Below are 22,715 nucleotides of genomic sequence, written 5' to 3'. Positions count from 1 at the left end.
CGAGGTCAGCTAAAGCGCTAAGGTTAGTACCTTAGACCGGCGCTGATAGTTGTACAGCTCTTGGCGGGTGTTGGGGAGCGCCGAGACATCGGAAAGCAAAAAGCCTTGCTCCAGAAACCAATGCAAACTGTGGGTGGTGAGCACAAAAATCGTTTCAAGCCCTTTGGCTTTGGCGCGTTGCTTGAGGTGATTGAGGAGCATGACGCCGCGGTCGCCATCACGATAGTCTGGATGAATGGCGACACATGCCATCTCGCCGGTGCGCGCGTCACTAAACGGATAGAGTGCGGCGCAGCCTATCACTAACCCATCCCGTTCGATGATGGTAAAGCGTGGGATTTCTTGCTCCAATTGTTCTCGCGAGCGGCGCACCAGGATCCCTTGTTGCTCCAACGGTCGGATTAAATCCAAGATCCCACCGATATCGTCAATCTCAGCTTGGCGCACTTTTTCGGCACGCTCCATCACGATCTGGGTGCCGATCCCTTCAATCGAGAACAGCTCTTGGATCAAGGCGCCGTCTTTTTTATAGCTAATCAAATGACTGCGAGTGACTCCCGCGCGGCACGCAGCAATTGCGCCCCGTAAAAAGCGACTAGTGCCAGAGCCAGTATCGCCAGCGGCTTCTCTCACCTCTAGAAGTGGCTGGGCTTGGGTGGGCAGTAACTCAGAAATCACCTCATTGTTTTGATTCAACACCCCTTGCTCGGAGCAAAAACCGATGAGCTTGTCTGCGCGTAATCGAATCGCGACCTGAGTCGCCACTTCCTCGGAGGTGAGATTAAAGCATTCTCCCGTTACTGAGCTGGCTACCGGCCCCATCAGCACAATCGCGTTTTGATCCAGTTGGCGTTGAATACCGTCGGTATCAATACGGCGAATTTTGCCACTGTGACAATAATCAATCCCCTCGTCGACACCCAGCGGCTGCGCGATAACAAAATTGCCACTGATCACATTAATCTGAGCACCCGCCATTGGGGTGTTGTTAAGCCCCATGGATAAACGCGCGGTGATGTCGAGCTGCACTTGGCCGGCGGCTTGTTTGACCACTTCAAGCGCGTGGCTGTCGGTGATGCGTATTCCTTTGTGATAAGGCGTTTCCAGTCCGTACTGATTGAGCGCGCGATTGATTTGCGGGCGGGCACCAAACACCAAGACTAGCTTCATGCCAAGGCTATTGAGTAGCGCGACATCATTGACGATATTTTTAAAGTTCTCATCCGCCATCGCCTCGCCACCCAGCATGATTACCGCGGTTTTATCTCGGTGAGCATTTACATAAGGTGCAGATTGGCGAAATCCTTTAACCAGTGCGGTACTTCTTATCTTCACGCGCATATCCGTTTATTTATTCACTTTATATGCCTTTTTATTCTTTTTTAGGTCTGAGTGTCAAGTCCTGTGCGGTGTCAGTGCGCATGTGAAACGATAAGAATTAGCTCCCATACTCGATGTTGGCCGATGAAGCGAGATCACAATCTGGCGTTCAGCGTCTAAAGTAAAGTGATGAGTCAGTTATGCTGGAATAAAAAGCACTGAGGGGTAAGCGCGTGCGAAAAACGAAACAAGTGGTTCTATTAGTTCTATTTATATTATTTGGTGGAACGGGATTTTTAGTGGCGACCCAGCCTGCAATTTTTGCGCCTGACGTGACGCAAACCGATTTGTATGGCGAATGGGTTGAAACAGAGGTCGCGCCCTATGCAGCTGATCGTTTTGAAGTCCGCAAAGACGGTATCTATACCAATGGCAGCCGGGTTACGACGAGTTATCAGTTTGATGGTGATAAGCTAAGTTATTCGATTGGTACGCAAACGTACGTGTATCGTGTCGAAAACAAAAGTACCTTAGAACGCTTATCGCCCGCGCATTACACGTCTTTTTTTGCGAAAGACGACTAGATGTTGGCATCCAATGGAGTTATTAGGTTACGACGGCACAAGTAGGGACGCCCAGAAACTCTCCGAGTAGGCACAAGGATGCAGAGTGCTCAGATCGTGATTAATATTTCACAGACTCTATTGTCGACAATAACTCATTGACCGAGCATTGCTTGGTGGCTACTCGGCGTAAAAGATCGGCAGTTTCCGAGTCGCCACCTAGGCAACGCTGAATACTGGTATTGATCACATTATGGGTACAACCTTCACTGGCCATCATGCGGATCCATTGATATTCCACCGCATCGCTATCAAGTAACGTCGAACGCCCAACTTTCAAGTCCATGGTAATCATTACTCCTTTTTTGTTGCATTTTCTATGCATTTTTGTTTCATGCATAGTACATAACAATTATATGACAGTTTGATGAATGACCAAGCAGTTACTAGGATAATCTGAATGACATCACAATTGAACTGTATTATTTTGCAGGCATTTACAGTCTGATAATGATAAGTGATTGCCAAATTCATCGCTTTTTGCGAGCCTTAGCGCTACAAACTAACTGATTGGATGATGGTGTGAAAAAAGCGTTAGTCGTGATGGCGTGTGTGGCGGTACTCGCAGGGTGTGTTAGGCCGACTGATCGTGGTCAGCAGTATCGAGATGGGCGGTTTGAACGTATTTTAACCCCAGTATCTCAGGTGGTGTCGGAAAGTCCGCGCGACTTTAGTTTATTTCAGGAGCAGCTTGCAGAAGTAGAAGCAAAATCTCCCTCGTTAGTGGTCAAGCATCAAGCGGTATACCAGCGCTTGCAGGCATGGCTGGACGCAGGAGGCAATGTGGACACGCTCGCTGAGTTTGGCCTGAGTGTCAACCAAATGGGCGGTGGCGATGATTTCGGTAACGTGATGTTTACCGGTTATTTCTCACCCGTGATTGAAATGCGCCATCAACCCGATGCCTTATTCCGTTATCCAGTTTATGCCAAACCGCCTTGTAATGAAGACTGCCCTGATCGTCAAGCGATTTATGACGGTGCTTTAGAAGGGTTAGGTTTGGAGTTGGGTTACAGCGCATCTCGCATCGATAACTTTATTATGGAAGTGCAGGGCAGTGGTTTTGTCCATTTTGGTGACAATGATCAGCTCGAGTATTTTGCCTACGGTGGTAAAAACGGTCATCCGTACGTCAGTATTGGTAAGGTATTAATTGAAAATGGTGAGGTAGCCAGAGAGGATATGTCGTTACGGGCGATTCAAGATTGGGTCGCGGCGCACGATGAAGAAGAGGTTCGGACCTTACTGGAACACAACCCGTCGTATGTGTTCTTTACGCCCAAAGCGGCGGATCCTGTCAGTGGGACGGCGGGGATCCCGTTAAAAGCGGGCGCCTCTGTGGCGGCGGATCGACGTTACTTACCTATGGGCAGTGTATTACTTGCTGAAGTGCCACAGCTTGATGACCAGGGTAAATGGACGGGAGAGCATGTGCTCAAGCTTTTAATGGCGTTGGATACCGGTGGGGCAGTGAAAGAAAATCACCTGGATTTATACCATGGCATGGGTAATAAAGCAGGCGAGCAAGCCGGTCATTACAAACACTTTGGTCGGGTTTGGAAACTGGAACCGTTAGCGCCACAAATGGTGAATCAGCCCTAACGGCTAAGATTAAGACTCATCCTTGAAGCAATAAAAAAGCGAGCGTTTGACGCTCGCTTTTGCATTTAAGCCAACGAAGTATAATTACTCAATCAAACCCGCTTCACGATAGTAGCGTGTTGCGCCTGGGTGCAGGGGAGCAGACAGACCATCTTTTACCATTTCTTCTTTCTTCAAGTTGGCAAAGGCTGGATGTAAGCGACGGAAATCATCGAAGTTCTCAAACACCGCTTTCACGACGTTGTAAATGACGTCTTCAGAGACTTGGCTTGAGGATACAAACGTAGCACCCACACCAAAGGTCGTCACATCATTATCGTTACCCCGGTACATACCACCTGGCAATATCGCTTGACGATAATAATCGCGCTCGCTGATCAACTGTTTAGCCGCATCGTTAGCGACTTCAACCAATACGCTATCACACGCAGTCGTTGCCTCTTGGATCGCACCACTCGGGTGGCCTACGGCATAAACCATGGCGTCAATTTTATTGTCACAGAGGGCTTTTGATTGCTCAGACGCTTTCAGCTCGGAAATTTGGCCGAACTTATCCATGTCCCAACCCATTTGATCCATCAATACTTCGATGGTGCCACGCTGACCTGACCCTGGGTTACCAATGTTAACGCGCTTGCCTTCGAGGTCATCAAAGGTTTTTACGTTTGCATCAGCACGAGCGACCACGGTAAAAGGTTCTGGGTGGATAGAGAAAACCGCGCGCAGATCTTTAAATTCGCCTTGATCTTCAAACTTGCTGGTGCCTTTGTAGGCATGATATTGCCAGTCGGATTGTGCGATCCCCATATCGAGCTCGCCAGCACGAATGGTATTGATGTTGTAGATAGAACCGCCTGTACTCTCTACAGAGCAGCGAATGCCGTGGTCATCTTTACTTTTGTTAACCAGACGACAAATTGCACCGCCCGTCGGGTAATAAACACCCGTCACACCGCCAGTACCAATGGTTACAAACTGATTGGCTTGAGCCGTTGCTGCGGTTCCTAGTGCAGCGGAAAAGCTGAGCGCAATCAGAGTCGGTTTCATCGCTTTCATGCTTAAGATTCCTTTTTAAGTTAGAGGTTGCTATCCGGGCGCACCCTCGAAGATGGTATGACACTCGATGTAAATATGACAAAAAAGTGTCATCGCGCTATTTTTTCAATCTTTTAACAATATTTGCAAGCAATAGTATTGGGTTAAAACGATTGGGTCATGGTTTGTCTTAGTGCTTGTACAGGTTTAGTACAATATCCCAGGTTTTCCAGTGTGTTGCGCAAATTTGTGATCTGTGATGCGTTATCGTGTGCTTGGCTTTGATCGATGTGTTGGGTGTTGTTTTCAAAGCCGATTCGAACGTCACCGCCCAGTGTCGCGGCTGTCGTTAAACAGCGACTTTCATGACATCCAAATGCGCAGACAGACCAAGGAATAGTGCCATCGGCGTGAAGCGCATGATACATGGCGGCGACATCTTCGGGCATACCTCGGGGTGGAGTCCGATCTTGCCCTGCAACAAAAAGCAAGTGATGACCTCGTGAGGGTAAAATACCTTGTTCGCGCAGCGTGTAGTAGCGTGCCAGTTCTCTGGGGTGATAGAGAATAAACTGACTATAGATCCGAGCTTCAACCGTCCAAGCAAAAAAATCTGTTACCGCTTTGCTTGGAGGCTGATGATCAGGGATAAGCTCTCGTAGCGCAAAGGAAGCGGCTTCGGGTTTGACGGCTTTAATCAGCGCCATTTGTTGCTGGGGGGAATAGCGGCCTACAGCTTCGGTGGTGAGTTGAATCACCATGCGATCGCCGACGGCATCCATCACTTGCTGATATAGCGCTTGGTTTAGCGCGGGATCAAGGCTATGGGCTCCCTGTTGATCGCGGGCGTGGATGTGGGCCATGGTTGCGCCTGCCTCGGCGCATTCGTGTAGGCAGTGAATAAGCTGTTCGCCGGTGACAGGCACACGCGGATGGTGCACGGGCTGTAAGTGCGCACCATTGGGGGCAACCATGATCGTCCTTGCGTCTCGCATTCTTTTCCCTCGCTTCTGAATCTGTCGTTATTGGTAAGGCAAGCACATCTCTAATGTCAGTGCTAGCTTGTCGGTAATGGCCGCGATATGAGTTGATTCAATGATATAGGGCGGTGCGAGTAAGATGTGATGCCCCTGCTTACCATCAATGGTACCGCCCATGGGATAGCACATGAGTCCGTTATGCATGGCGGTTTTTTTTATCGTTTGATGGAGCGTAAGTTCAGGCGAGAAGGGACGCTTGCTGGTTTTGTTTGCCACCAGCTCCAACGCTAAAAATAGCCCACGTCCGCGAATGTCTCCGACAAAAGGGTGAGAATCAAACTGATGGTGTAACGCCGATTTAAGCGTCTTTCCTTGCTGCTCAGCGGCGTCAACTAATCCTTCTTGCTCAAGTGTGGTGAGTGTTGCTAAGGCAGCGGCACATGCCGTTGGGTGAGCCATGAAGGTGTGGCCATGTTGGAAAAAGCCTGACCCAGATGCAATTGCTTCATAGAGATGATCCGAGACCAAGGTGGCGCCAATGGGCTGATAACCAGCAGCCAGTCCTTTAGCGATGGCGACAATATCCGGAACGACGCCTTCATGTTCAAAAGCGAAAAAGCGACCGGTGCGCCCCGTGCCGCACATGACTTCATCGAGGATCAGCAAAATATTGTACTGATCGCAAATTGCGCGAATACGAGAAAAATATCCCGCTTCCGCAGTCAATGCACCGGCTGTCGCGCCCACCACAGGTTCTGCGATAAACCCAATGACGGTTTCCGGCCCTTTTTCTAACAGCATGGCTTCAAGCTCGTTGGCCACCCGCTGACCATACTCGTAAGCGGTCTCATCGGGACGTTGATCGCGATAGGCGTAACAAGGGGCAATCAAACTGGTATCCATCAACAACGGGGCAAAGGGGGCGCGTCGCCATGCGTTGCCACCCACGGATAGCGCCCCGAGAGTATTACCATGGTAGCTTTGGCGGCGTGCGATAAAATGTTGTCGTTGGGGTTCACCGACTTCCACCCAGTACTGGCGAGCGAGTTTTAGCGCGGTTTCCATCGCTTCCGATCCACCACTGACTAAATAGGCGTGATTTATCGAGGGAGGTGCAAGATCGGCCAACATCTTGGCGAGCGCTTCACTGCTTTCTGAGGTAAAAAAGCCGGTATGCGCATAGGGAATCGCATCAAGCTGACGGTGGATAGCGTCCAATACGGCAGGGTGGTTGTGCCCAAGGCAAGAGACGGCTGCGCCTCCGCATGCATCGAGATACTCGTTACCTTGAGTGTCGATTAAGTACATCCCATTACCACTGGCAATGGTAGGGGGAAGATGATGACAGTGACGGTGAAAGACATGACTCATACGAGGGCCTCAATGCAAGCGTGATAACTCAGTATGGTGAACTTGTGTTTTAAACCGCAAAGGATATATTTTCACCAGGTATGCAAAAAAGGAATGAGATGATGAATGTGCGTTTGCCGTCGATGCGTTCGCTTCAAACATTGATTGCGGTGGCTCAGGCGGGGAGCTTTTCCGAAGCTGCCAAGGTGTTGCATGTCAGCCAAAGTACGGTGAGCAAGCAAATACAGCAGCTTGAAGAAGGGATTGGTCAACCACTCTTTGAGCGACACGCAGGGGGAGTAAGACTCAACCGAGTCGGTGACTCTTATTTAAATGTGATATCGGCCAGCGTCAATGATATCGCCAATGCCACGGCGCAAGCGCGCCAGCAAAGTGCAAGGCAAGAGTCTGTCAGCTTATTGGTGCCGCCTTCGTTTGCTAGCCTTTGGTTAATTCCTCAGCTGCCTGAATTTAAATCGCAGCATCCTGATATTTCTGTGGTGGTCAGTGCCAGTGACTATGTGCCCCAAGGGAAAGAAAGTGAACTGGATATTTTAATCCGCTGTCAGCCTCATCAGCAGGCAGGCGCGCAAGGCAGATGCTTGGTCAACGAGCATTTGTCGTTATTGGCATCAGCGACACTACTTCCAGAGCCACTCGAGCGAACAGCGTTGTTATCGGAGGTGCCGGTTTTATCTCATTTGACGCGCCCTTCACTGTGGGAGCAGTTTTGGCAACAATTTGGGCTGGCTGACAGTAATCCGCAATATGGCGCAGGCTTTGAGCACTTTTTTATGGCGCTTGAAGGCGTGAAACAGGGTATGGGCATGGCGTTGATCCCCACCTTTATGGCCTCAGCCGCCCTGTCAAACGATCAGATTGTAAATCCCTTGGGGTTAAGCATAGACAGCGGCTATGGCTACTACCTTTATAGTGCGCGGTATAAGCAGCGTTCACCCGCTGTCATGCATGTGATCAACTGGCTGTGTGACGCCCTCAAGGTGGATGTGGCTAGACATCCTATCAGCAAGTCGGTATAACGCCTGTCAGCGCGATCAACGAAGACAATAGTTATGACACATCCCCTATCAGAATCCTATCTGCAACGTTTTGGCGGTACGGCTCGTTTGTATGGACGCCGTGCGCTAGAGGTGTTTCACCAAAGCCATATTTGTGTCATCGGTATTGGTGGCGTGGGATCGTGGGCAGTGGAATCGCTGGCTCGCACAGGGATTGGGGCGATCACCCTTATTGATATGGATGACGTGTGTGTCACCAACACCAACCGACAAATTCACGCGCTGAAAGATACCATCGGTCAAAGCAAAAGTGAGGTAATGGCTGAACGCGTGGCAGCGATTAACCCGGAATGCCAAGTCACTGTGATTGATGATTTTATCTCACCGGATAATATTGCTGAGTATATCGATAAGCGCTTTGATTATGTGCTTGATGCGATCGATAGCATTAAGCCCAAAACCGCATTATTGGCACACTGCAAGCGGCACAAAATCAAAGTTATTACCGTCGGGGGCGCGGGTGGGCAGATTGACCCGACGCAAATCCAGGTGGCGGATCTCACCAAAACCATTCAAGACCCCTTGGCGGCCAAGCTACGCAATAATTTGCGTCGCTTTTATGGTTTTACCAAGACGAAAGGACGCAAGTTCGGGATTGACTGTGTTTACTCCACCGAGCAGCTCAAATATCCGCAACCGGATGGTAGTGTGTGTGAGAGTAAATCATCGGCAGAAGGCCCGAAACGGATGGATTGTGCCAGTGGGTTTGGCGCCGCAACCATGGTGACAGCAAGCTTTGGATTTGTCGCGGTCTCACGTATTTTACAAAAGTTAATCGCCACTGATCAGCGGCGCGAAGATTAGAAAGTGACGCCCCAGCCTGATCTGTCGGGGCGCCATTTTTGTGGGACGGTTGATTAAGCCTCTTCTTTTACCGGTTCAGATTCGGCTGATTTCGGCTCAACGTCCGATTTAACCGGCAGTACCTGGCGTACATATTCACCTGGTGCAGCATAAAGTACAGGGTAGCTGTCTGATCCCGTTGGGTAGGGCTCAACTTGTTCGTCGGGACTATAACTTCGTAACCATTTTTCCCAATGTGTCCACCATGATCCAGTCTGGTGAGACGCGCCTTCCAGCCACTCCTCTGCCGTATCTGCGAGGTGGTCATTGGTCCAAAAGCCGTATTTTTTCTTCACTGGATGATTAACAATCCCTGCAATATGGCCGGACTCACCTAATACGAAGGTTTTATTGCCGCCGACATTGAGCGCACCACGGTACGTGCCTTGCCACAGAGCAATATGGTCTTCTTTAGTGGAAATAAAATAACTGGGAACTTTGATTTTATTGAGATCAATCCATACACCACCGACTTTAACGCCCTTATCTTGCACCAGCTTATTTTCGAGGTATAAATCGCGCAGGATAAAATTATGGGTTTTAGCTGCCACGTTGGTACTGTCACTGTTCCAATACAGCAAATCAAAGTCGACTGGGCTATTCCCTTTCAGATAGTTCTCGATGTAGTAGTTCCAATAAAGGCTATTTTCCCGCAACAAGCTAAAGGTCACACTCAGCGATCGCCCATCCATATAACCGCGAGCAGTATTCTGCGCTTCTATGGCTCGGATGAGACTATCATTGATGTAAGCGCCAATTTCACCAGGCTGTGAGAAATCGAGTAAGGTAGTAAAGAAACTTGCCGACTTAATACGCGCTTTCATGCGTTTGGCAGAGTAGTAGGCAATGGTGCACGCTAATACGGTTCCACCAATACAATAGCCGACACCATTAATCTGTGATTGGCCGGTGATATCTTCAATCGCACTGACGGCTTTTACTGTCCCTTGCGTGACATAGTCTTCAAAGCCAATATCAGCTTGCTCAGCAGATGGATTGCGCCATGACATCAAGAAGACGGTGTGTCCCTGTTCTACTAACCAACGAACCAGTGAGTTTTTCTCGCGCAAATCGAGAATGTAATATTTATTGATAAAAGGCGGCACCACTAACACAGGTGTGGCATGGACGTTTTCGGTGACCGGGCGGTATTGAATAAGCTCAAACAGGTCATTTTTATACACCACGTCTCCTGGGGTGTTAGCAACGTCATCGCCAACGCGGAAAGCGTTATTATTGGTCATGCGTACTTTTAGGATGTCGGCGCTTGACTCCATGTCTTGCTTTAACTGCTCCATGCCACGCAGCAAGTTCTCACCTTTTGATTCCAGCGTCATTTTTAACAACTCTGGGTTGGTCGCGATGTAGTTGCTGGGGGCCATGGCATTAATGGCTTGGCGAGAGAAAAAAGAAAGGCGCTCACGGGTTTTATCATCGAGTCCTTCAATGGCCTCAATGGTTTCCATGTAGGTACGTCCAAATAACAGATACGATTGCTTGATAAAGTTATAGAGGACATCTTCTTGCCACGCCTTGTCCTTGAAACGTTTATCGTCGCTACCTTCGCTGATCACTTCGTCCGTGTTATCACGGGCGAGCATGGCGTTCTGCCAGATTTGCATTTGTTGTTCCCACCACTGCATCTGTACTTGTAGAAGTGCAGCGGGTTGTTGAGCCGCGCCTTCCAGCAATTGAGCAGTGTCTTGCAGGCTGACTTCCTGCATGGCTTGATTAAACGGTGTGTCTACGGCTGCCTTGCCCTGCTCAAGATCCTGCCACCATTGCTGGTTTTGTTCTTGCAGCCTGGCAAGGTAGTCCGAAAAGAAGTGATGAAACATAATGTTGCCCTCTTGATCGGAAAAGCACTATAAAGGCCTGCTACGGTGAGTAGCAGGCGATAGTGCAGTAACCCTGCCTTTATGCTGGGGTGCCGGCTTTCATGTTTTCAGCCGTGATTTTGTCGATATCTTCTTTGAACTCTTTAGCGATGTTTTGCAGTTTGGTGCTGTCATCCATCATTTGCTGAGACAGTTTGGTCAATGCTGCCAGTTGCTGGCTACTAAATGATGTCATGCTGGTGACATCTTTGACTTCGCTGGCAGCTTTCATCTGCTCAAGACCGAGCGAGCTGTATGTGCGCATCGCGTTCATTTGCAGTTCGGTGAGTGTTTCGACGTTTTTGGCTACCAGCTTGTTAAAATTAACGTAGGGAGCCAGGGCTTTTTCAGATTGCTCAGAAAACGCTTTAAACATATCTGTGTACATGGTGTATCTCCTGATAGTGTTGTTCTGGGGATTTTCCCCAAGGTCGCAAGTGTCCGTTTATACTTGTGTACGCTTAATTACTAAAGCCGTACCCATACCGCCGCCAATACACAAAGAAGCAACGCCATAGGTTTCGCCTCTTCGCGCAAGCTCGTGTAGCAAGGTCACAACAATTCGGTTGCCGGATGCACCAAGCGGGTGGCCAAGTGCAATTGCTCCGCCATTGACGTTAGCACGTGCCAAGATGGCATCGGGCGTCGTCTTGTGGTGCTCAGCTAGTTGGTGAACCACCCCGAGTGCTTGCGCAGCAAATGCCTCGTTGAGTTCAAACAAATCAATATTATCGAGAGTGAGGTTGGCTTTATCGAGTGCGGTGTTCACCGCACCCACGGGGCCTAACCCCATGACGCTAGGATCAACTCCGTGCTGTGAATAGGCACTTACTTCTGCTAATGGGGTGAGCCCATGTTTATTGACTGCCGATTCGGAGGCTAAGATCACCGCACTCGCACCATCGTTGATGCCTGATGCATTACCCGCGGTCACCGAGCCTTCTTTATCAAAGGCGGGACGTAATTTTCCCAGCCCCTCAAGGGTTACGTCTTCTTTAGGATACTCATCGGTGTCAAAGGTAATGGTCTGCTTACGCTGCTTAATCTCAATGGGAGTGATCTCGCTTTTAAAGCGACCGGCTTCTATCGCTGCAACCGCTTTTTGCTGGCTGTGTAGGGCAAACTGATCTTGTTGCTCGCGAGTGATATCCATTTTTTTAGCAACGTTTTCTGCGGTGACGCCCATATGATATTGGTTATACACATCGGTGAGACCGTCATTGATGAGCAAGTCTTTCATCGCAAAGTTGCCCATCTTTTGCCCTGTTCGTAAGTTCCCGGCCGCTGCAAACGGAATCTGTGACATGTTTTCTACGCCAGCAGCGACCACAAGTTGTGCATCACCAGCGCGAATATGAGTAACAGCATCCATAATGCTTTTCATCCCACTGCCGCAGACCATATTGACAGAGTATGCGGGAACATGAGTAGGGATATCGGCATAGATAGCTGCTTGACGACCTATTCCCATTCCTTGTCCGGCGCTGACTACATTGCCTACAATCACTTCGTCGATAGCCTCACCAGTTAATCGACTTTCAGCTAATGCGCCTTTGATAGCATAGGCAGCCAATTGGCCGGTAGGGATATCTTTGAGCGTGCCTGAAAAAGCACCGATGGCGGTGCGTTTTGCCGCCACAATAAAAATGCGTTCCATCAATCTATCCTTGATTTATTGCATGTACAGGCCGCCGTTGACCGACAGCGTTTCACCCGTAATGTATGCGCCTGCCTCGCTCGCGAGGTAAGCCACGGAAGCCGCAATTTCTTCTGGCTTTGCCAAGCGTTTCATCGGGATTTGATTGGTAATCGACTCAAGTACGTCTTCGCGCATGGCCGTTACCATAGGCGTCGCGGTATACCCTGGCGCAACCACATTCACGGTGACGCCTGCACGGGCTCCTTCGGCAGCTAACGATTTGCTAAAGCCCATCATCCCTGCTTTCGCTGCGGCATAATTTGCTTGGCCAAACTGGCCTTTTTGACCATTTACAGACGAGATATTAATGACACGTCCACCTCCCTTTTCGCACATGGCAGCGAACAAAGGTTGAGTGACGTTAAAGAGGCTATTGAGGTTGGTGTTGATGACGTCGTGCCATTTATCGGCATCCATCTTTTTGAATACACTGTCACGCGTGATCCCGGCGTTATTCACTAGGACATCGATTGTGCCTTCTTCTTCAAGCAGTTTAGCAATACGTGTAGCGCATTGTTCTGTATCGGTAACATCAAGTTCGAATAGGCGCACTTGATCTTGTTTGAACCCTTTTTCTTCAAACCAGTCTTGTGCGCACTGACCACCGCCCGTGAAGTGTGTTGCAATGACGCGATAATTATCATCAACTAATTTTTCGGTGATCGCTGATCCAATGCCGCCTTTTGCGCCAGTTACTAATGCCAGTTTCTTCATCTATGACTCCATTCACTACAACAAGCAAATATAACGAGATGCCTGAAGCCGCATCTGGAACCACTTTAAACCAGAATTACAGTCATCCTTTCTTGTCTTATAACGGCAGCAAGAGTGATGCCAATAGTTAATAATCATGCTGCCGATATTATTAGGCAGTCTAACTTGTTGGTGTGACCCTTTTATGACTGCCTGCTTCTAAGCTAACGAATCTAGCCAAATACGCAAAGTATAAAAGCCTCGGATTACACATTCGCGATCTCGGTCAATTTTGATAGGTAATAATGCAATACTTTGTTAACAAGTTGTTATTTTTATGTATTTTTATGTTTGTCTTTGTTTTCCGTTGGCGAGACTGAATGATCTGGAAGAAATCGATTGCACTCTTCTGTGCATTTCGATGGTGAATAGTCGGGTTGTCGGTATATGTGGGCAGTGGTGGCGCGATGTTTTAGGGGGGATAAGGTTAGAATGCCGTGACGATGAACCACGGCGTCCAACACAAATTAAGCGGTAAGGTGATGAACATATTGCACAATCGCATGCAAACCATTGGTGCGTGACTCACTTAAATGGTGCGATAATCCGGCTTGTTGGAAGACTTGATCTAAATCGAGAGCGTAAATGGCATCACTGTGTTGACCATGAACACAAGCGAGCACAACGGCTAATAGACCTTTAACGATTCTTGCATTTGAATCTGCAGCAAAGTAATGCCTTTCGTCATCCGAGTGATGTAAAAACCAAACATCACTTTCGCATCCACTGACAAGGCGCGCAGCATGCTTCTGTTCATCGGTAAACGTAGGCAAGCGTTTACCCCACACGATAAGCTGGCGGTATTTGTCCTCCCAACTGATGTGTTGTGCAAGCATCTCGGTAACCATTTTTTGGTCGAGTTCACTGCCAAAGGGGTGAGTAGGTAAATCCATGGTAGATCCTGTTATGAAACGATTAAACACCGAGTAAATATAATGTTTTATCTAACGCTGTGAGGAAGCGTTGAATGTCTTCCTGATGATTATAGGCACCGAGTGATACACGTACGGTTCCCTCCACGCCCAGCGCTTTGATCAGCGGGTGCGCGCAGTGGTGCCCAGACCGTACTGCCACGTTTTGTTGGCTGAGCAGCTCAGCAATATCTGCGTGGTGTTCTCCTTCTACCACGAATGACACTATGGTGCTGTGTGGTTGGGGGCAGATTAGCTTGATGGCTGGGCGTTGTTTCAAGCCGCCGAGTAGCGCTTGGTAACAGTCACTAATATGGGTATCGATGGCTTGAGCGTCATATTGTTTTAGCCATTGAATGGCGGCAGCAAGGCCAATCGCACCCGCTGTATTGGGCGTGCCTGCTTCAAAACGAGCGGGAATCGGTGCTAATGTGTGATCATCAAATGTGACGTCAGTAATCATTTTGCCACCACCGTGAAATGGCGCGAGAGTAGCCAATGCTTCTGGTTTTCCATAGAGCACGCCAATACCGGTTGGTCCATACAACTTATGTCCGGAAAACACATAGAAGTCAGCATTCAAGGTTTGCATACTGAGGGGCTCGTGAACGATCCCTTGTGCACCATCAATGATCACCGTTGCACCATGACGATGCGCGAGTGCGGTCATTGCTTCTATCGGGTGGCGTGTTCCGGTCACGTTACTGACATGACTTATCGCCACGATACGGGGGCGGGTCGTGAGTGCTTGTTGATAAGCCTCCATATCTAACTGGCCCGTGCTGACACAACAGGGGATCTTTACCAGTTGCGCGCCTGTACGCTGCGCGATCAGTTGCCAGGGAAGCAAATTAGCATGATGCTCCATTTCGCTGACGAGGATACAGTCGTTGGCGGTCAAAGTGTGGCTGAAGCTATAGGCAAGTAAGTTGATAGCTTCCGTTGCCCCTCGCGTCCAAATTATCTCACTAGGGTTTGCATCAATAAACGCCGCAACTTCACGTCGCGCTTGTTCAAACTGCGCAGTGGTGGATAACGAGGCTTGGTGTTGGCCGCGATGAACATTCGCAACCGGTGCCATGTAGCTTTGGCAAATGGCATCAATCACACACTGTGGTTTTTGTGCCGTAGCCGCACTGTCCAAATACACCCAGTCTGAGGCATTAAAAGCGGGAAACTGGGCACGCAATGCGTAGGGATCAAAACCGTCTGTCATAGTCATCGTCCAAAGTAAAATCTTGCCTATGATCGCCATCTCACTGGTGTAACTCAAGCGTGATACGTGTTTAAGATAAAAAACGGACAAAAAAAAGCACTGAGCCAAGCTCAGTGCCAACAAATATGTAATGACAGACAATGTCAAAATACAGGAAGTTAAAAGTGGTAGATACGACTACCTGTCTAACCAGTGTTAGACAAATGCAAACACAACATCGCAACCACGGAAACAGTCTAAATAGAGAGACGTCACATGTGGATGCGGGATGCACTATAGGGTGTTGCTGGTATATCAGCAATCGACAATTTATAATGTCAACGATTAGAAAAATTAATGAATAGGGTGTCCGTTTATGGCAAGGCGTCTTCCTCCACTTAACGCGCTGCGCGTTTTTGAAGCAGCTGCACGACATTTGAGTTTTACCCGTGCAGCTGAAGAGCTCTTTGTGACTCAGGCGGCGGTGAGTCATCAAATCAAAGCGTTAGAAGAGTTTTTGGGATTAAAGCTATTTCGTCGTCGTAACCGTTCTCTGTTGTTAACGGAAGAAGGTCAAAGCTACTTTCTTGATATTAAAGATATATTCTCGGAACTTTCTTATGCCACTGATAAAGTGTTAGAGCGAAGTGCCAAAGGGGCGCTGACCATTAGTTTGCCACCCAGTTTCGCGATTCAATGGTTGGTGCCGAGGCTCGCTGATTTTAATAAAGCGCATCCAGATATCGATGTTCGGATAAAAGCGGTTGATTTGGAGGATGGGTCATTAACCGATGATGTCGACGTAGCCATTTATTATGGCCGAGGCCATTGGACGGGTTTACGCTGTGACCTATTGTACCAAGAGTGCTTGTTGCCTGTTTGTTCTCCCATGTTGCTAGAGTCCGGTTATCCGCTCCAAGCGCCAGACGATCTCGTCCATCATGTTTTGTTGCATGATCGCTCACGCAAAGAATGGAAGGCGTTCGCAAAAGCCCATCAATTGAGTGAAGTGAACGTTGAGCACGGTCCTATTTTTAGTCATTCGTCGATGGTGCTTCAGGCAGCAGCTCATGGACAGGGCGTTGCATTAGGGAATAATGTGCTTTCCCAACCTGAACTGGCCTCTGGACGTTTGGTGCAACCTTTTGAGCAGGTGTTAAAAAGTGACAATGGTTTTTATCTGGTGAGTCAACAAAGAGACGCTGACACCGGGCGCATTACTGCGTTTCGAGAATGGATGCTAGCCACTGCAGCAAAAGAGCAAGCGAGTATGAATTTATGATAAATCTAGAATTTGATGGGCCTGACAGTGCCACCGATTGGGTGATTATTGCTCATGGTGCAGGTGCCGGCAAAGAGCATGAGTTTATGACAGATATCGCGACACGCATCGGGGTCGGTTGCCGTGTGGTGCGGTTTAATTTTCCCTATATGGAAAAGCGTCAGGAAGATGGCAAAAAGCGTCCGCCAGACTGTGCACCTAAGCTACTTGCACACTTTGAAGCCGTGATTGATGCCATCGATAGTTTACGCCCAAAAGAAAGTCGTTTATGGCTTGCCGGTAAATCGATGGGAGGACGTATGGCCAGCCACCTTACCGGCCATTCATCAGTCAGCGGGGTGGTGTGCTTTGGCTTTCCTTTTCACCCTCCAGGCAAGCCTGAAAAATATAAAGGCGAGCATTTAGCGACCGTGACCAAACCGTTGCTCATTGTGCAAGGGGAGCGTGATACCTTTGGTCGGAAAGAAGAAGTGATGGGATATTCGTACTCATCAAGTATTGATCTTGAGTTCGTTCCTGATGGCGATCATAGTTTCAAGCCGCGCAAAGCGTCAGGTTACACTGAGTCGGACAATCGGCAGTTTGCGGTCGACTGTCTACTGCGTTTTATTGAGCGCCAAGGAGCGAAAGCATGAAATTAAACCACTGGATCAGCCTAGCTGCTTTAGGGGCAGGACTGGCTGTCGGGCTAGGTGCCTTTGCCGCACATGGTTTGAAAATGGTTTTGTCCGATTATCAATTAGCTATTTTTAAAACCGGCGTTAACTATCAGATGTGGCATAGTTTAGCCTTGCTTGGACTGTGTGCACTTTCTTCACGGATCTCCACGCGGTTATTCAGCTGGGTCGCTTGGGCTTGGTTAGTTGGTATGATCGGCTTTAGCGGTAGCTTATACCTGCTTGCTCTCACGGATATGCATTGGCTAGGACCGGTAACACCAGTTGGCGGCGTGAGCTTTTTAATCGGCTGGGGAGGGCTCGCTGTGGGCACATGGCGTACAAACGTTTCTCTCTCTCATCCATCGCGTTAAAAGCGGCTATCTGCATTTCTTTCTTGTCGAGATGACAGATATAATGCGCAGCTTATTTTTATCATCACATAGCGTGATCCTATCGTCGAACCAGAGGGTGTTATGAACCAGGTTTTGCTTTACTGCCGTGCAGGATTTGAAAAAGACTGCGCCGCAGAAATCCAACAAAAAACCACCGAAATGGGCGTGTATGGGTTTCCGCGCGTGATAAATAACAGCGCGTATGTTGTGTTTGAGTGCTACCAAGAAGATGACGCTGAGCGCGTTGTGCGTGATTTATCGTTGGACTCGCTGATCTTTGCGCGCCAAATGATTGCTGTGACTGCCGCCTTGTCGGATCTTGACCCTGATGATCGTATCTCCCCGATTCTGGCGGTAGCGAGCGATCTGCCTAAAGGTGGCGATCTACGGGTGGAGACACCGGATAACGATGAGGCTAAAGCCTTATTGAAGTTTTGCCGTAAGTTTACCGTGCCACTACGCCAAGCCTTGCGCAAACAAGGCGTCATGTTAGCCAAAGATAACCCCAAAAAACCGGTGATTCACTTATGCTTTATCGCACCGGGTACTTGCCTGGTGGGCTACTCGTTGACGACCAATAACTCACCTCATTATATGGGCCTACCACGGATGAAATTTCCGTCTGATGCGCCAAGCCGTTCGACATTAAAACTGGAAGAGGCCTTCCATCATTTTATACCCAAGGATGAGTGGGATACGCGTTTAGCGCCTGGCATGTGGGCGGTCGATTTAGGTGCATGCCCCGGGGGCTGGACCTATCAATTGGTTAAACGCTCGATGTTTGTCCATGCGGTGGATAATGGGGCTATGGCTGAAAGCCTGATGGAGACAGGACAAGTGTTTCATCATGCCGAAGATGGGTTTAAATTTGAGCCGACGCGCAAGAATGTGACCTGGTTAGTGTGCGACATGATTGAAAAACCATCGCGAGTGGCGCGGTTGATGGGAGAGTGGTTAATTGAAGGTTGGGCCCAAGAGGCTATTTTTAACTTGAAACTGCCGATGAGCCGACGTTATGAGCAGGTGTCAGAAAACTTGCAAACCCTAGGTGCATTTTTGGCTGACTACAATGTGCCGTATGAAATGCGTGCGAAACACCTTTATCACGATCGTGAAGAAATCACCGTGCACTTGCGCCGTGTGAAACGCCAGCAACGTGGCGGCTAACGTTCAAAGCGGATATCTTGCAGGTTAAAACCGAGTGGGATATCCGTTTTTAATTGGGCTACCTTTTTACAACGTTGGGCTAAACCCTGGTGCCCAGCGAGCTTTTTTTGCCATTTTTGTTCGACATCGCTTGCGGCGAAAATAGCCTCAAGCGTCTCGTACCGCTCAAGCAGCGTTGCTGCCGTTTTTGCACCAATACCGGGGACGCCGCTCACTTCGCTACTGCTGATCCCGGCCAGCCCCCAAAAATCGCACAGCTGCTCAGGGCGCACTCCGAACTGAGCGTCAACAAACGCTAAATCGAGCCACCGGTGTTGGAAGTAATCACGAATGCTTAACGTGGGTTGTAATAGCTGGCAGTAGCCTTTATCGGTAGAAACAATCGTGACGTGCTCATGACGCGCTGCCACTTTTAATGCCAAGGTAGCAATCATGTCGTCGGCTTCATCGCCTTGTGACAGTAACGCATCGACCCCTCTTTGCCAAAATGCTTCTTGGATCGTGTCTAAGCCTTGTTCTAGTGCCACAGGCATGGGCTTACGGTTTTGTTTATAGGTGGGAAGTATCTCGGCCCGCCAACCTCGATCAGGGCCAATATGATCAAACACGGCAACAATATGGCTAGGCTGGCTATGATTGATGATTTTATCCAAGGTTTTGATGCAGGATTGAGCCGTCGCATCGATCGATTCTTGATCCGGCTGGGCAGCGTGGACTCGGCGGATAAGATTCATCGCATCAATAATAACAACATGGAGCCTAGACATAATAAAAACCGGGTGTGCGTTTTATAAATACCGCATTATACCCGGTTTTTGTTTAGGACGCAGGGCGTTAAAAGTCGTGCCTAAGTCTCGGAAACAATTTCATAGCAAGGCACGTACGCAGTGCCAGGTAGCTTCATGCGTTGTTGTTCAACGAAACTTTGCAAAAGTTTATCCATTTTGGCCATCAAATACTTGTCGCCATCAATTTTAAATGGGCCATGGCGTTCAATATTACGCATCCCCTCATCTTTGACGTTACCTGCAACGATGCCTGAAAAAGCCTGGCGCAGCGAAGACGCGAGAAGCTCTGGGCGTTGATTCATGTGTAAGTTGAGGTTTGCCATATTTTCATGCGTGGGCGCGAAGGGATGCTGAAAGCCGGGCTCAATTTTTAATGACCAGTTATACGAGTAGGCGTCACCCGTTGCTTTGCGATGCTCTTTGACGGCGGGCATGGCATTTTTCATCAAACGCGCGGCTTTGGCCGGATCATCAATCACAATTTCGTAGTATTGTGTGGCTTCTTCACCAAGTACATCACGAATAAAATTATCAATATCACGAAAATAGGCCTCGCTCTCTTTGGGCCCAGTGAGTACGATCGGCAGTGGCTGCGCGTGATTATCGGGGTGCATCATGATCCCGAGAATATAAAGTAACTCCTCGGCGGTACCGGCGCCACCAGGAAAAATAATGATACCGTGGGCGATACGAACAAACGCTTCTAAACGCTTCTCGATATCGGGCATGATCACTAATTCATTCACCATTGGATTGGGCGGCTCGGCGGCAATAATAGATGGCTCCGTCAGGCCGATAAAGCGGCTATCATAAGTACGTTGTTTCGCATGACCGATGGCCGCCCCTTTCATAGGCCCTTCCATCGCACCTGGCCCGCAACCGGTGCAAATATCCAGCTCTCTCAGCCCTAACTCATGGCCCACTTCGCGGGTGTATTGGTATTCGATATCATTGATGGAGTGACCGCCCCAGCATACAACCAGGTTAGGATCGACATGGGGACGCAGTGCTTTGGCGTTGCGTAAGATACCGAATATTAAATTGGTAATATGTGGCGAGCTGTCTAGGTTTAGCGCCGGGCTGTGCTCGAGCTGCACATTGACATGAATGATATCTCTTAGCACAGAAAACATGTGCTCTTGAATGCCACGAATGATTTTACCATCGACGAAGGCATGCTCAGGTGGGTTAACCAACTCGAGTTTGATCCCACGCTCTCGACGAAGCACTCGGATTTCGAAGTTTTCATGCTTTTCTAGCAGCGCTTTGGAGCTATCTGTATGACTACCAGAATTTAAAACAGCCAATGAGCAGTTTCGGTATAAACGGTATAAATCACTGCTGGCGCTGGTTTTTAAACGATCAACCTCAATTTGAGAAAGCAGATCCATCGTTCCTATGGGGCTAATGTGTGTGATCATAACGACAACCTCTTACGGACCGCCCCTCTTGAAAAGCCAAGTAGGGAAGATAGCACGGTGCTATAAAAATCAGTGTGTTAATTAAAAATACACACGCCAGCCACAATTGACCAGTAATAATTAACACCAAATAATTCGGTTGCGGCCACTGTTTTTGGCTTGATACAACGCTTGGTCTGCTCGTTCTAGAACGGGGGTTGGCGTATCTTGATCGCTAAAGAGGGTAGCACCAATCGATACGGTGATCGCGACGCGTTCGTTCTTGAATTTTAACGGCAGCTTGCGGATGGTATGGCTGATAGTGGCTAGGATTTCTGTGCGAGTATCATCGTTGGCATCGGGCAATAAGATTACAAACTCTTCACCACCAAACCGAGCTATAAAATCGGTATCACGCAAGCATTGATAAATTGTACGCGCGACGATTTTCAAGGCTTTATCACCGACTTCATACCCAAACTGTTGGTTAACTTGCTTGAAGTGATCAATGTCAATCACCGCGAGGCAAAACGGCCGTTGGTACTTCTTCCACAAGCGGAATTCATGTTCGAGGCGATCATTGAGCGCGGCGCGATTGTAAACACGGGTCAGTGGATCCAGTAAACGCTTGCGTTCTTGGTCGCCAACATGACGGCGTTGATCCATCGTGTGTTCAGCCAGTGTACTCAGCTGGGTTTGATTGTGGCTCAGTTGCTCTTCGAGTGCGCGCTCTCGCGTTTTGAGGGCCTCGTTCTCTTTTGCTATGGCGTTCAGCGCGTCGAGTGCACGTGTTAGTGCGGCCTCAGGATTGGACTCTGGCGTGCCTTTTAGGCCAAGTTCTTTTTCAATGTCAGTAATGGTGTGATCTAGGCGCTGATCAACGCTTTGATGTGCCACCCGCAATTGTGTGGCGTGATCAAAAGCGCGCGTATTTTGCTGACTGATTGCAACCAGATCATCATTCACTTGGGCGAGAAATTGTTGTGATGCCTGACGCTCGGCTTGCGTGGCATCTAAAATAAGCCGAAGGGCGGACAGAGTGAGTGAGACGACAGTCGCTGGCGCGACATCGGTCAATAATTGGCGACGAATATCAAGCAACTGACTGCCAGCTTGACCATCAATATCGAGCTCGGTAATCAGGTTTTGTAGCTCATCTGCGACGCGACGAATTTGGTCTTTATCGAGCTCTATTTGCGCGTGTTGAGCGCGAGGGCGTGTGACTTGCAAGGTCACAGCCCGCTCGTAGAGCTGAAGTAGTCGGATCAAATGCTGCGTTCTTTCAGTATCACTGTTCGCCGATTTTGCTAGCAACTCGCGTAAATCTCGCCTGAGTTGAGCAGGCAGGCCGATAACACGTTGTAGCGTTTCACCACTGGTATGAAACTGCTCTTCGAGATGGGACTGTGCTTTTTTTTGTGTCATGTCTTGATGACTCACCATGCGTTCAATAACAGCTAAACGCGGAAGCAACGCGCTAACATCCTGCGCTGAGTATAATATGTCACGGAAGTCGGTTAGTTTTTGATCTACCGCGGTGTTTTTGCCTGTGCATGTCGCAATCAATCGCGAGGCTAAGCGTTTGAGCGTATGGATCTCTCGACGCGACTTCAAAGCCAGCTCTCGATACGCTGAAGGCGCATGATGATGATCCGCCTGAGCGGTCTGTGCCGACAACGGTGATGGAGTTGACTTAGTCATTTGGTCGAAAAAACACCTAATTACATTCGCGATTCAGCATCACAGGTAGTGAGAATGAA

General features: G+C 48.9%; 22 protein-coding genes. 8 read left to right on the top strand and 14 right to left on the bottom strand.

All coding sequences use genetic code 11. The annotated features are described in order from the left end of the window. Nucleotides 1–9: 9 nt before the first annotated feature. The gene (gene argA, locus BZG78_RS09600; RefSeq protein ID WP_199877183.1) at nucleotides 10–1,335 is read right to left on the bottom strand and encodes an amino-acid N-acetyltransferase; all 1,326 of its coding nucleotides are present in this window, start codon (nucleotides 1,333–1,335) and stop codon (nucleotides 10–12) included. A 218-nt stretch (nucleotides 1,336–1,553) separates the two neighbouring features. Between argA and BZG78_RS09595 the strand changes: the two genes are divergently transcribed. Further along, the gene (locus BZG78_RS09595) at nucleotides 1,554–1,904 is read left to right on the top strand and encodes a DUF2850 domain-containing protein (RefSeq protein WP_077459753.1); all 351 of its coding nucleotides are present in this window, start codon (nucleotides 1,554–1,556) and stop codon (nucleotides 1,902–1,904) included. A 100-nt stretch (nucleotides 1,905–2,004) separates the two neighbouring features. Here the strand turns inward: BZG78_RS09595 and BZG78_RS09590 are convergent, their stop codons facing one another. Then, complete coding sequence (locus BZG78_RS09590; protein ID WP_025744513.1) at nucleotides 2,005–2,229, bottom strand: hypothetical protein; 225 nt, start codon at nucleotides 2,227–2,229, stop codon at nucleotides 2,005–2,007. Between the two features lie 236 nt (nucleotides 2,230–2,465). On the opposite strand from BZG78_RS09590, the gene mltA reads away from it, so the two are divergent. Beyond that, on the top strand, nucleotides 2,466–3,545 hold the full coding sequence (gene mltA / locus BZG78_RS09585; RefSeq protein WP_077661071.1) for a murein transglycosylase A: 1,080 nt from the start codon (nucleotides 2,466–2,468) through the stop codon (nucleotides 3,543–3,545). 84 nt (nucleotides 3,546–3,629) lie between these two features. Here mltA and BZG78_RS09580 read toward each other — a convergent pair whose 3' ends face one another. The 3 genes from BZG78_RS09580 to BZG78_RS09570 form a co-directional block, all read right to left on the bottom strand. Then, on the bottom strand, nucleotides 3,630–4,601 hold the full coding sequence (locus BZG78_RS09580; RefSeq protein ID WP_077661070.1) for a TAXI family TRAP transporter solute-binding subunit: 972 nt from the start codon (nucleotides 4,599–4,601) through the stop codon (nucleotides 3,630–3,632). 143 nt (nucleotides 4,602–4,744) lie between these two features. Beyond that, the gene (locus BZG78_RS09575; RefSeq protein ID WP_158011795.1) at nucleotides 4,745–5,554 is read right to left on the bottom strand and encodes a 3-keto-5-aminohexanoate cleavage protein; all 810 of its coding nucleotides are present in this window, start codon (nucleotides 5,552–5,554) and stop codon (nucleotides 4,745–4,747) included. A gap of 48 nt (nucleotides 5,555–5,602) precedes the next feature. Continuing rightward, the gene (locus BZG78_RS09570; protein ID WP_077661068.1) at nucleotides 5,603–6,931 is read right to left on the bottom strand and encodes an aspartate aminotransferase family protein; all 1,329 of its coding nucleotides are present in this window, start codon (nucleotides 6,929–6,931) and stop codon (nucleotides 5,603–5,605) included. Between the two features lie 98 nt (nucleotides 6,932–7,029). Here BZG78_RS09570 and BZG78_RS09565 point away from each other — a divergent pair, with 98 nt between their 5' ends. Together BZG78_RS09565 and tcdA are read left to right on the top strand one after the other, a co-directional pair. Further along, on the top strand, nucleotides 7,030–7,950 hold the full coding sequence (locus tag BZG78_RS09565) for a LysR family transcriptional regulator (protein ID WP_199877182.1): 921 nt from the start codon (nucleotides 7,030–7,032) through the stop codon (nucleotides 7,948–7,950). Between the two features lie 33 nt (nucleotides 7,951–7,983). Then, complete coding sequence (tcdA, locus tag BZG78_RS09560) at nucleotides 7,984–8,793, top strand: tRNA cyclic N6-threonylcarbamoyladenosine(37) synthase TcdA (protein ID WP_077661066.1); 810 nt, start codon at nucleotides 7,984–7,986, stop codon at nucleotides 8,791–8,793. 53 nt (nucleotides 8,794–8,846) lie between these two features. On the opposite strand, the gene phaC is transcribed toward tcdA, so the two are convergent. From phaC to BZG78_RS09530, 6 genes are all read right to left on the bottom strand, one after another. Next, on the bottom strand, nucleotides 8,847–10,670 hold the full coding sequence (phaC, locus tag BZG78_RS09555) for a class I poly(R)-hydroxyalkanoic acid synthase (RefSeq protein ID WP_077661065.1): 1,824 nt from the start codon (nucleotides 10,668–10,670) through the stop codon (nucleotides 8,847–8,849). 79 nt (nucleotides 10,671–10,749) lie between these two features. Beyond that, nucleotides 10,750–11,097 carry a phasin family protein gene (locus BZG78_RS09550; protein WP_021022030.1) on the bottom strand — a complete coding sequence of 116 codons (348 nt, stop codon included), beginning with the start codon at nucleotides 11,095–11,097 and terminating at the stop codon, nucleotides 10,750–10,752. A gap of 57 nt (nucleotides 11,098–11,154) precedes the next feature. After that, nucleotides 11,155–12,366 (bottom strand): acetyl-CoA C-acetyltransferase, encoded by a 1,212-nt coding sequence (locus BZG78_RS09545; protein WP_021022029.1) that lies wholly within the window; start codon nucleotides 12,364–12,366, stop codon nucleotides 11,155–11,157. Between the two features lie 15 nt (nucleotides 12,367–12,381). Beyond that, nucleotides 12,382–13,122: an SDR family oxidoreductase gene (locus BZG78_RS09540; protein ID WP_077661064.1), complete on the bottom strand. Its 741-nt coding sequence runs from the start codon at nucleotides 13,120–13,122 to the stop codon at nucleotides 12,382–12,384. 506 nt (nucleotides 13,123–13,628) lie between these two features. Next, nucleotides 13,629–14,054, bottom strand: a complete 426-nt coding sequence (locus BZG78_RS09535) for a SufE family protein (RefSeq protein ID WP_077661063.1) — start codon at nucleotides 14,052–14,054, stop codon at nucleotides 13,629–13,631. Between the two features lie 22 nt (nucleotides 14,055–14,076). Then, a complete protein-coding gene (locus BZG78_RS09530) occupies nucleotides 14,077–15,288 on the bottom strand; it encodes a cysteine desulfurase (protein WP_077661076.1) in 1,212 nt (403 codons plus the stop codon). Nucleotides 15,289–15,643: 355 nt separating this feature from the next. Here BZG78_RS09530 and BZG78_RS09525 point away from each other — a divergent pair, with 355 nt between their 5' ends. The 4 genes from BZG78_RS09525 to rlmM all read left to right on the top strand — a co-directional run bounded on the left by BZG78_RS09525 (nucleotide 15,644) and on the right by rlmM (nucleotide 18,767). Beyond that, on the top strand, nucleotides 15,644–16,549 hold the full coding sequence (locus BZG78_RS09525) for a transcriptional regulator GcvA (RefSeq protein ID WP_021022025.1): 906 nt from the start codon (nucleotides 15,644–15,646) through the stop codon (nucleotides 16,547–16,549). Next, on the top strand, nucleotides 16,546–17,184 hold the full coding sequence (locus BZG78_RS09520; protein ID WP_077661062.1) for an alpha/beta family hydrolase: 639 nt from the start codon (nucleotides 16,546–16,548) through the stop codon (nucleotides 17,182–17,184). The genes BZG78_RS09525 and BZG78_RS09520 overlap by 4 nt, the downstream gene beginning before the upstream one ends. Next, a complete protein-coding gene (locus BZG78_RS09515; protein WP_077646108.1) occupies nucleotides 17,181–17,579 on the top strand; it encodes a DUF423 domain-containing protein in 399 nt (132 codons plus the stop codon). The genes BZG78_RS09520 and BZG78_RS09515 overlap by 4 nt, the downstream gene beginning before the upstream one ends. A gap of 102 nt (nucleotides 17,580–17,681) precedes the next feature. Further along, nucleotides 17,682–18,767, top strand: a complete 1,086-nt coding sequence (gene rlmM, locus BZG78_RS09510) for a 23S rRNA (cytidine(2498)-2'-O)-methyltransferase RlmM (RefSeq protein ID WP_077661061.1) — start codon at nucleotides 17,682–17,684, stop codon at nucleotides 18,765–18,767. Here the strand turns inward: rlmM and xni are convergent. The 3 genes from xni to BZG78_RS09495 form a co-directional block, all read right to left on the bottom strand. Next, nucleotides 18,764–19,534, bottom strand: a complete 771-nt coding sequence (gene xni, locus BZG78_RS09505) for a flap endonuclease Xni (RefSeq protein WP_077661060.1) — start codon at nucleotides 19,532–19,534, stop codon at nucleotides 18,764–18,766. The genes rlmM and xni overlap by 4 nt on opposite strands. An 80-nt stretch (nucleotides 19,535–19,614) precedes the next feature. Further along, a complete protein-coding gene (ppnN, locus tag BZG78_RS09500; RefSeq protein WP_077459741.1) occupies nucleotides 19,615–20,976 on the bottom strand; it encodes a nucleotide 5'-monophosphate nucleosidase PpnN in 1,362 nt (453 codons plus the stop codon). Between the two features lie 120 nt (nucleotides 20,977–21,096). Beyond that, nucleotides 21,097–22,656 (bottom strand): GGDEF domain-containing protein, encoded by a 1,560-nt coding sequence (locus BZG78_RS09495; protein ID WP_077661059.1) that lies wholly within the window; start codon nucleotides 22,654–22,656, stop codon nucleotides 21,097–21,099. Nucleotides 22,657–22,715 lie beyond the last annotated feature (59 nt).

Source organism: Salinivibrio sp. MA351 (assembly GCF_001996065.1).
Classification (GTDB): Bacteria; Pseudomonadota; Gammaproteobacteria; order Enterobacterales; family Vibrionaceae; genus Salinivibrio; species Salinivibrio costicola.
Note: the sequence above shows the minus strand (reverse complement) of the source record. Positions and strands in the feature narration are given on the sequence as shown.

Bases quoted from the DNA above. Each gene is read 5' to 3' on its own strand.
- rlmM (WP_077661061.1), top strand. From the start codon at position 17,682: ATGAACCAGGTTTTGCTTTACTGCCGTGCAGGATTTGAAAAAGACTGC.
- BZG78_RS09515 (WP_077646108.1), top strand. From the start codon at position 17,181: ATGAAATTAAACCACTGGATCAGCCTAGCTGCTTTAGGGGCAGGACTG.
- BZG78_RS09540 (WP_077661064.1), bottom strand. From the start codon at position 13,122: ATGAAGAAACTGGCATTAGTAACTGGCGCAAAAGGCGGCATTGGATCA.
- phaC (WP_077661065.1), bottom strand. From the start codon at position 10,670: ATGTTTCATCACTTCTTTTCGGACTACCTTGCCAGGCTGCAAGAACAA.
- xni (WP_077661060.1), bottom strand. From the start codon at position 19,534: ATGTCTAGGCTCCATGTTGTTATTATTGATGCGATGAATCTTATCCGC.
- BZG78_RS09575 (WP_158011795.1), bottom strand. From the start codon at position 5,554: ATGGTTGCCCCCAATGGTGCGCACTTACAGCCCGTGCACCATCCGCGT.
- ppnN (WP_077459741.1), bottom strand. From the start codon at position 20,976: ATGATCACACACATTAGCCCCATAGGAACGATGGATCTGCTTTCTCAA.
- BZG78_RS09535 (WP_077661063.1), bottom strand. From the start codon at position 14,054: ATGGATTTACCTACTCACCCCTTTGGCAGTGAACTCGACCAAAAAATG.
- BZG78_RS09520 (WP_077661062.1), top strand. From the start codon at position 16,546: ATGATAAATCTAGAATTTGATGGGCCTGACAGTGCCACCGATTGGGTG.
- BZG78_RS09545 (WP_021022029.1), bottom strand. From the start codon at position 12,366: ATGGAACGCATTTTTATTGTGGCGGCAAAACGCACCGCCATCGGTGCT.
- tcdA (WP_077661066.1), top strand. From the start codon at position 7,984: ATGACACATCCCCTATCAGAATCCTATCTGCAACGTTTTGGCGGTACG.
- BZG78_RS09525 (WP_021022025.1), top strand. From the start codon at position 15,644: ATGGCAAGGCGTCTTCCTCCACTTAACGCGCTGCGCGTTTTTGAAGCA.
- BZG78_RS09590 (WP_025744513.1), bottom strand. From the start codon at position 2,229: ATGGACTTGAAAGTTGGGCGTTCGACGTTACTTGATAGCGATGCGGTG.
- BZG78_RS09565 (WP_199877182.1), top strand. From the start codon at position 7,030: ATGATGAATGTGCGTTTGCCGTCGATGCGTTCGCTTCAAACATTGATT.
- BZG78_RS09495 (WP_077661059.1), bottom strand. From the start codon at position 22,656: ATGACTAAGTCAACTCCATCACCGTTGTCGGCACAGACCGCTCAGGCG.
- BZG78_RS09580 (WP_077661070.1), bottom strand. From the start codon at position 4,601: ATGAAAGCGATGAAACCGACTCTGATTGCGCTCAGCTTTTCCGCTGCA.
- BZG78_RS09530 (WP_077661076.1), bottom strand. From the start codon at position 15,288: ATGACAGACGGTTTTGATCCCTACGCATTGCGTGCCCAGTTTCCCGCT.
- BZG78_RS09550 (WP_021022030.1), bottom strand. From the start codon at position 11,097: ATGTACACAGATATGTTTAAAGCGTTTTCTGAGCAATCTGAAAAAGCC.
- BZG78_RS09570 (WP_077661068.1), bottom strand. From the start codon at position 6,931: ATGAGTCATGTCTTTCACCGTCACTGTCATCATCTTCCCCCTACCATT.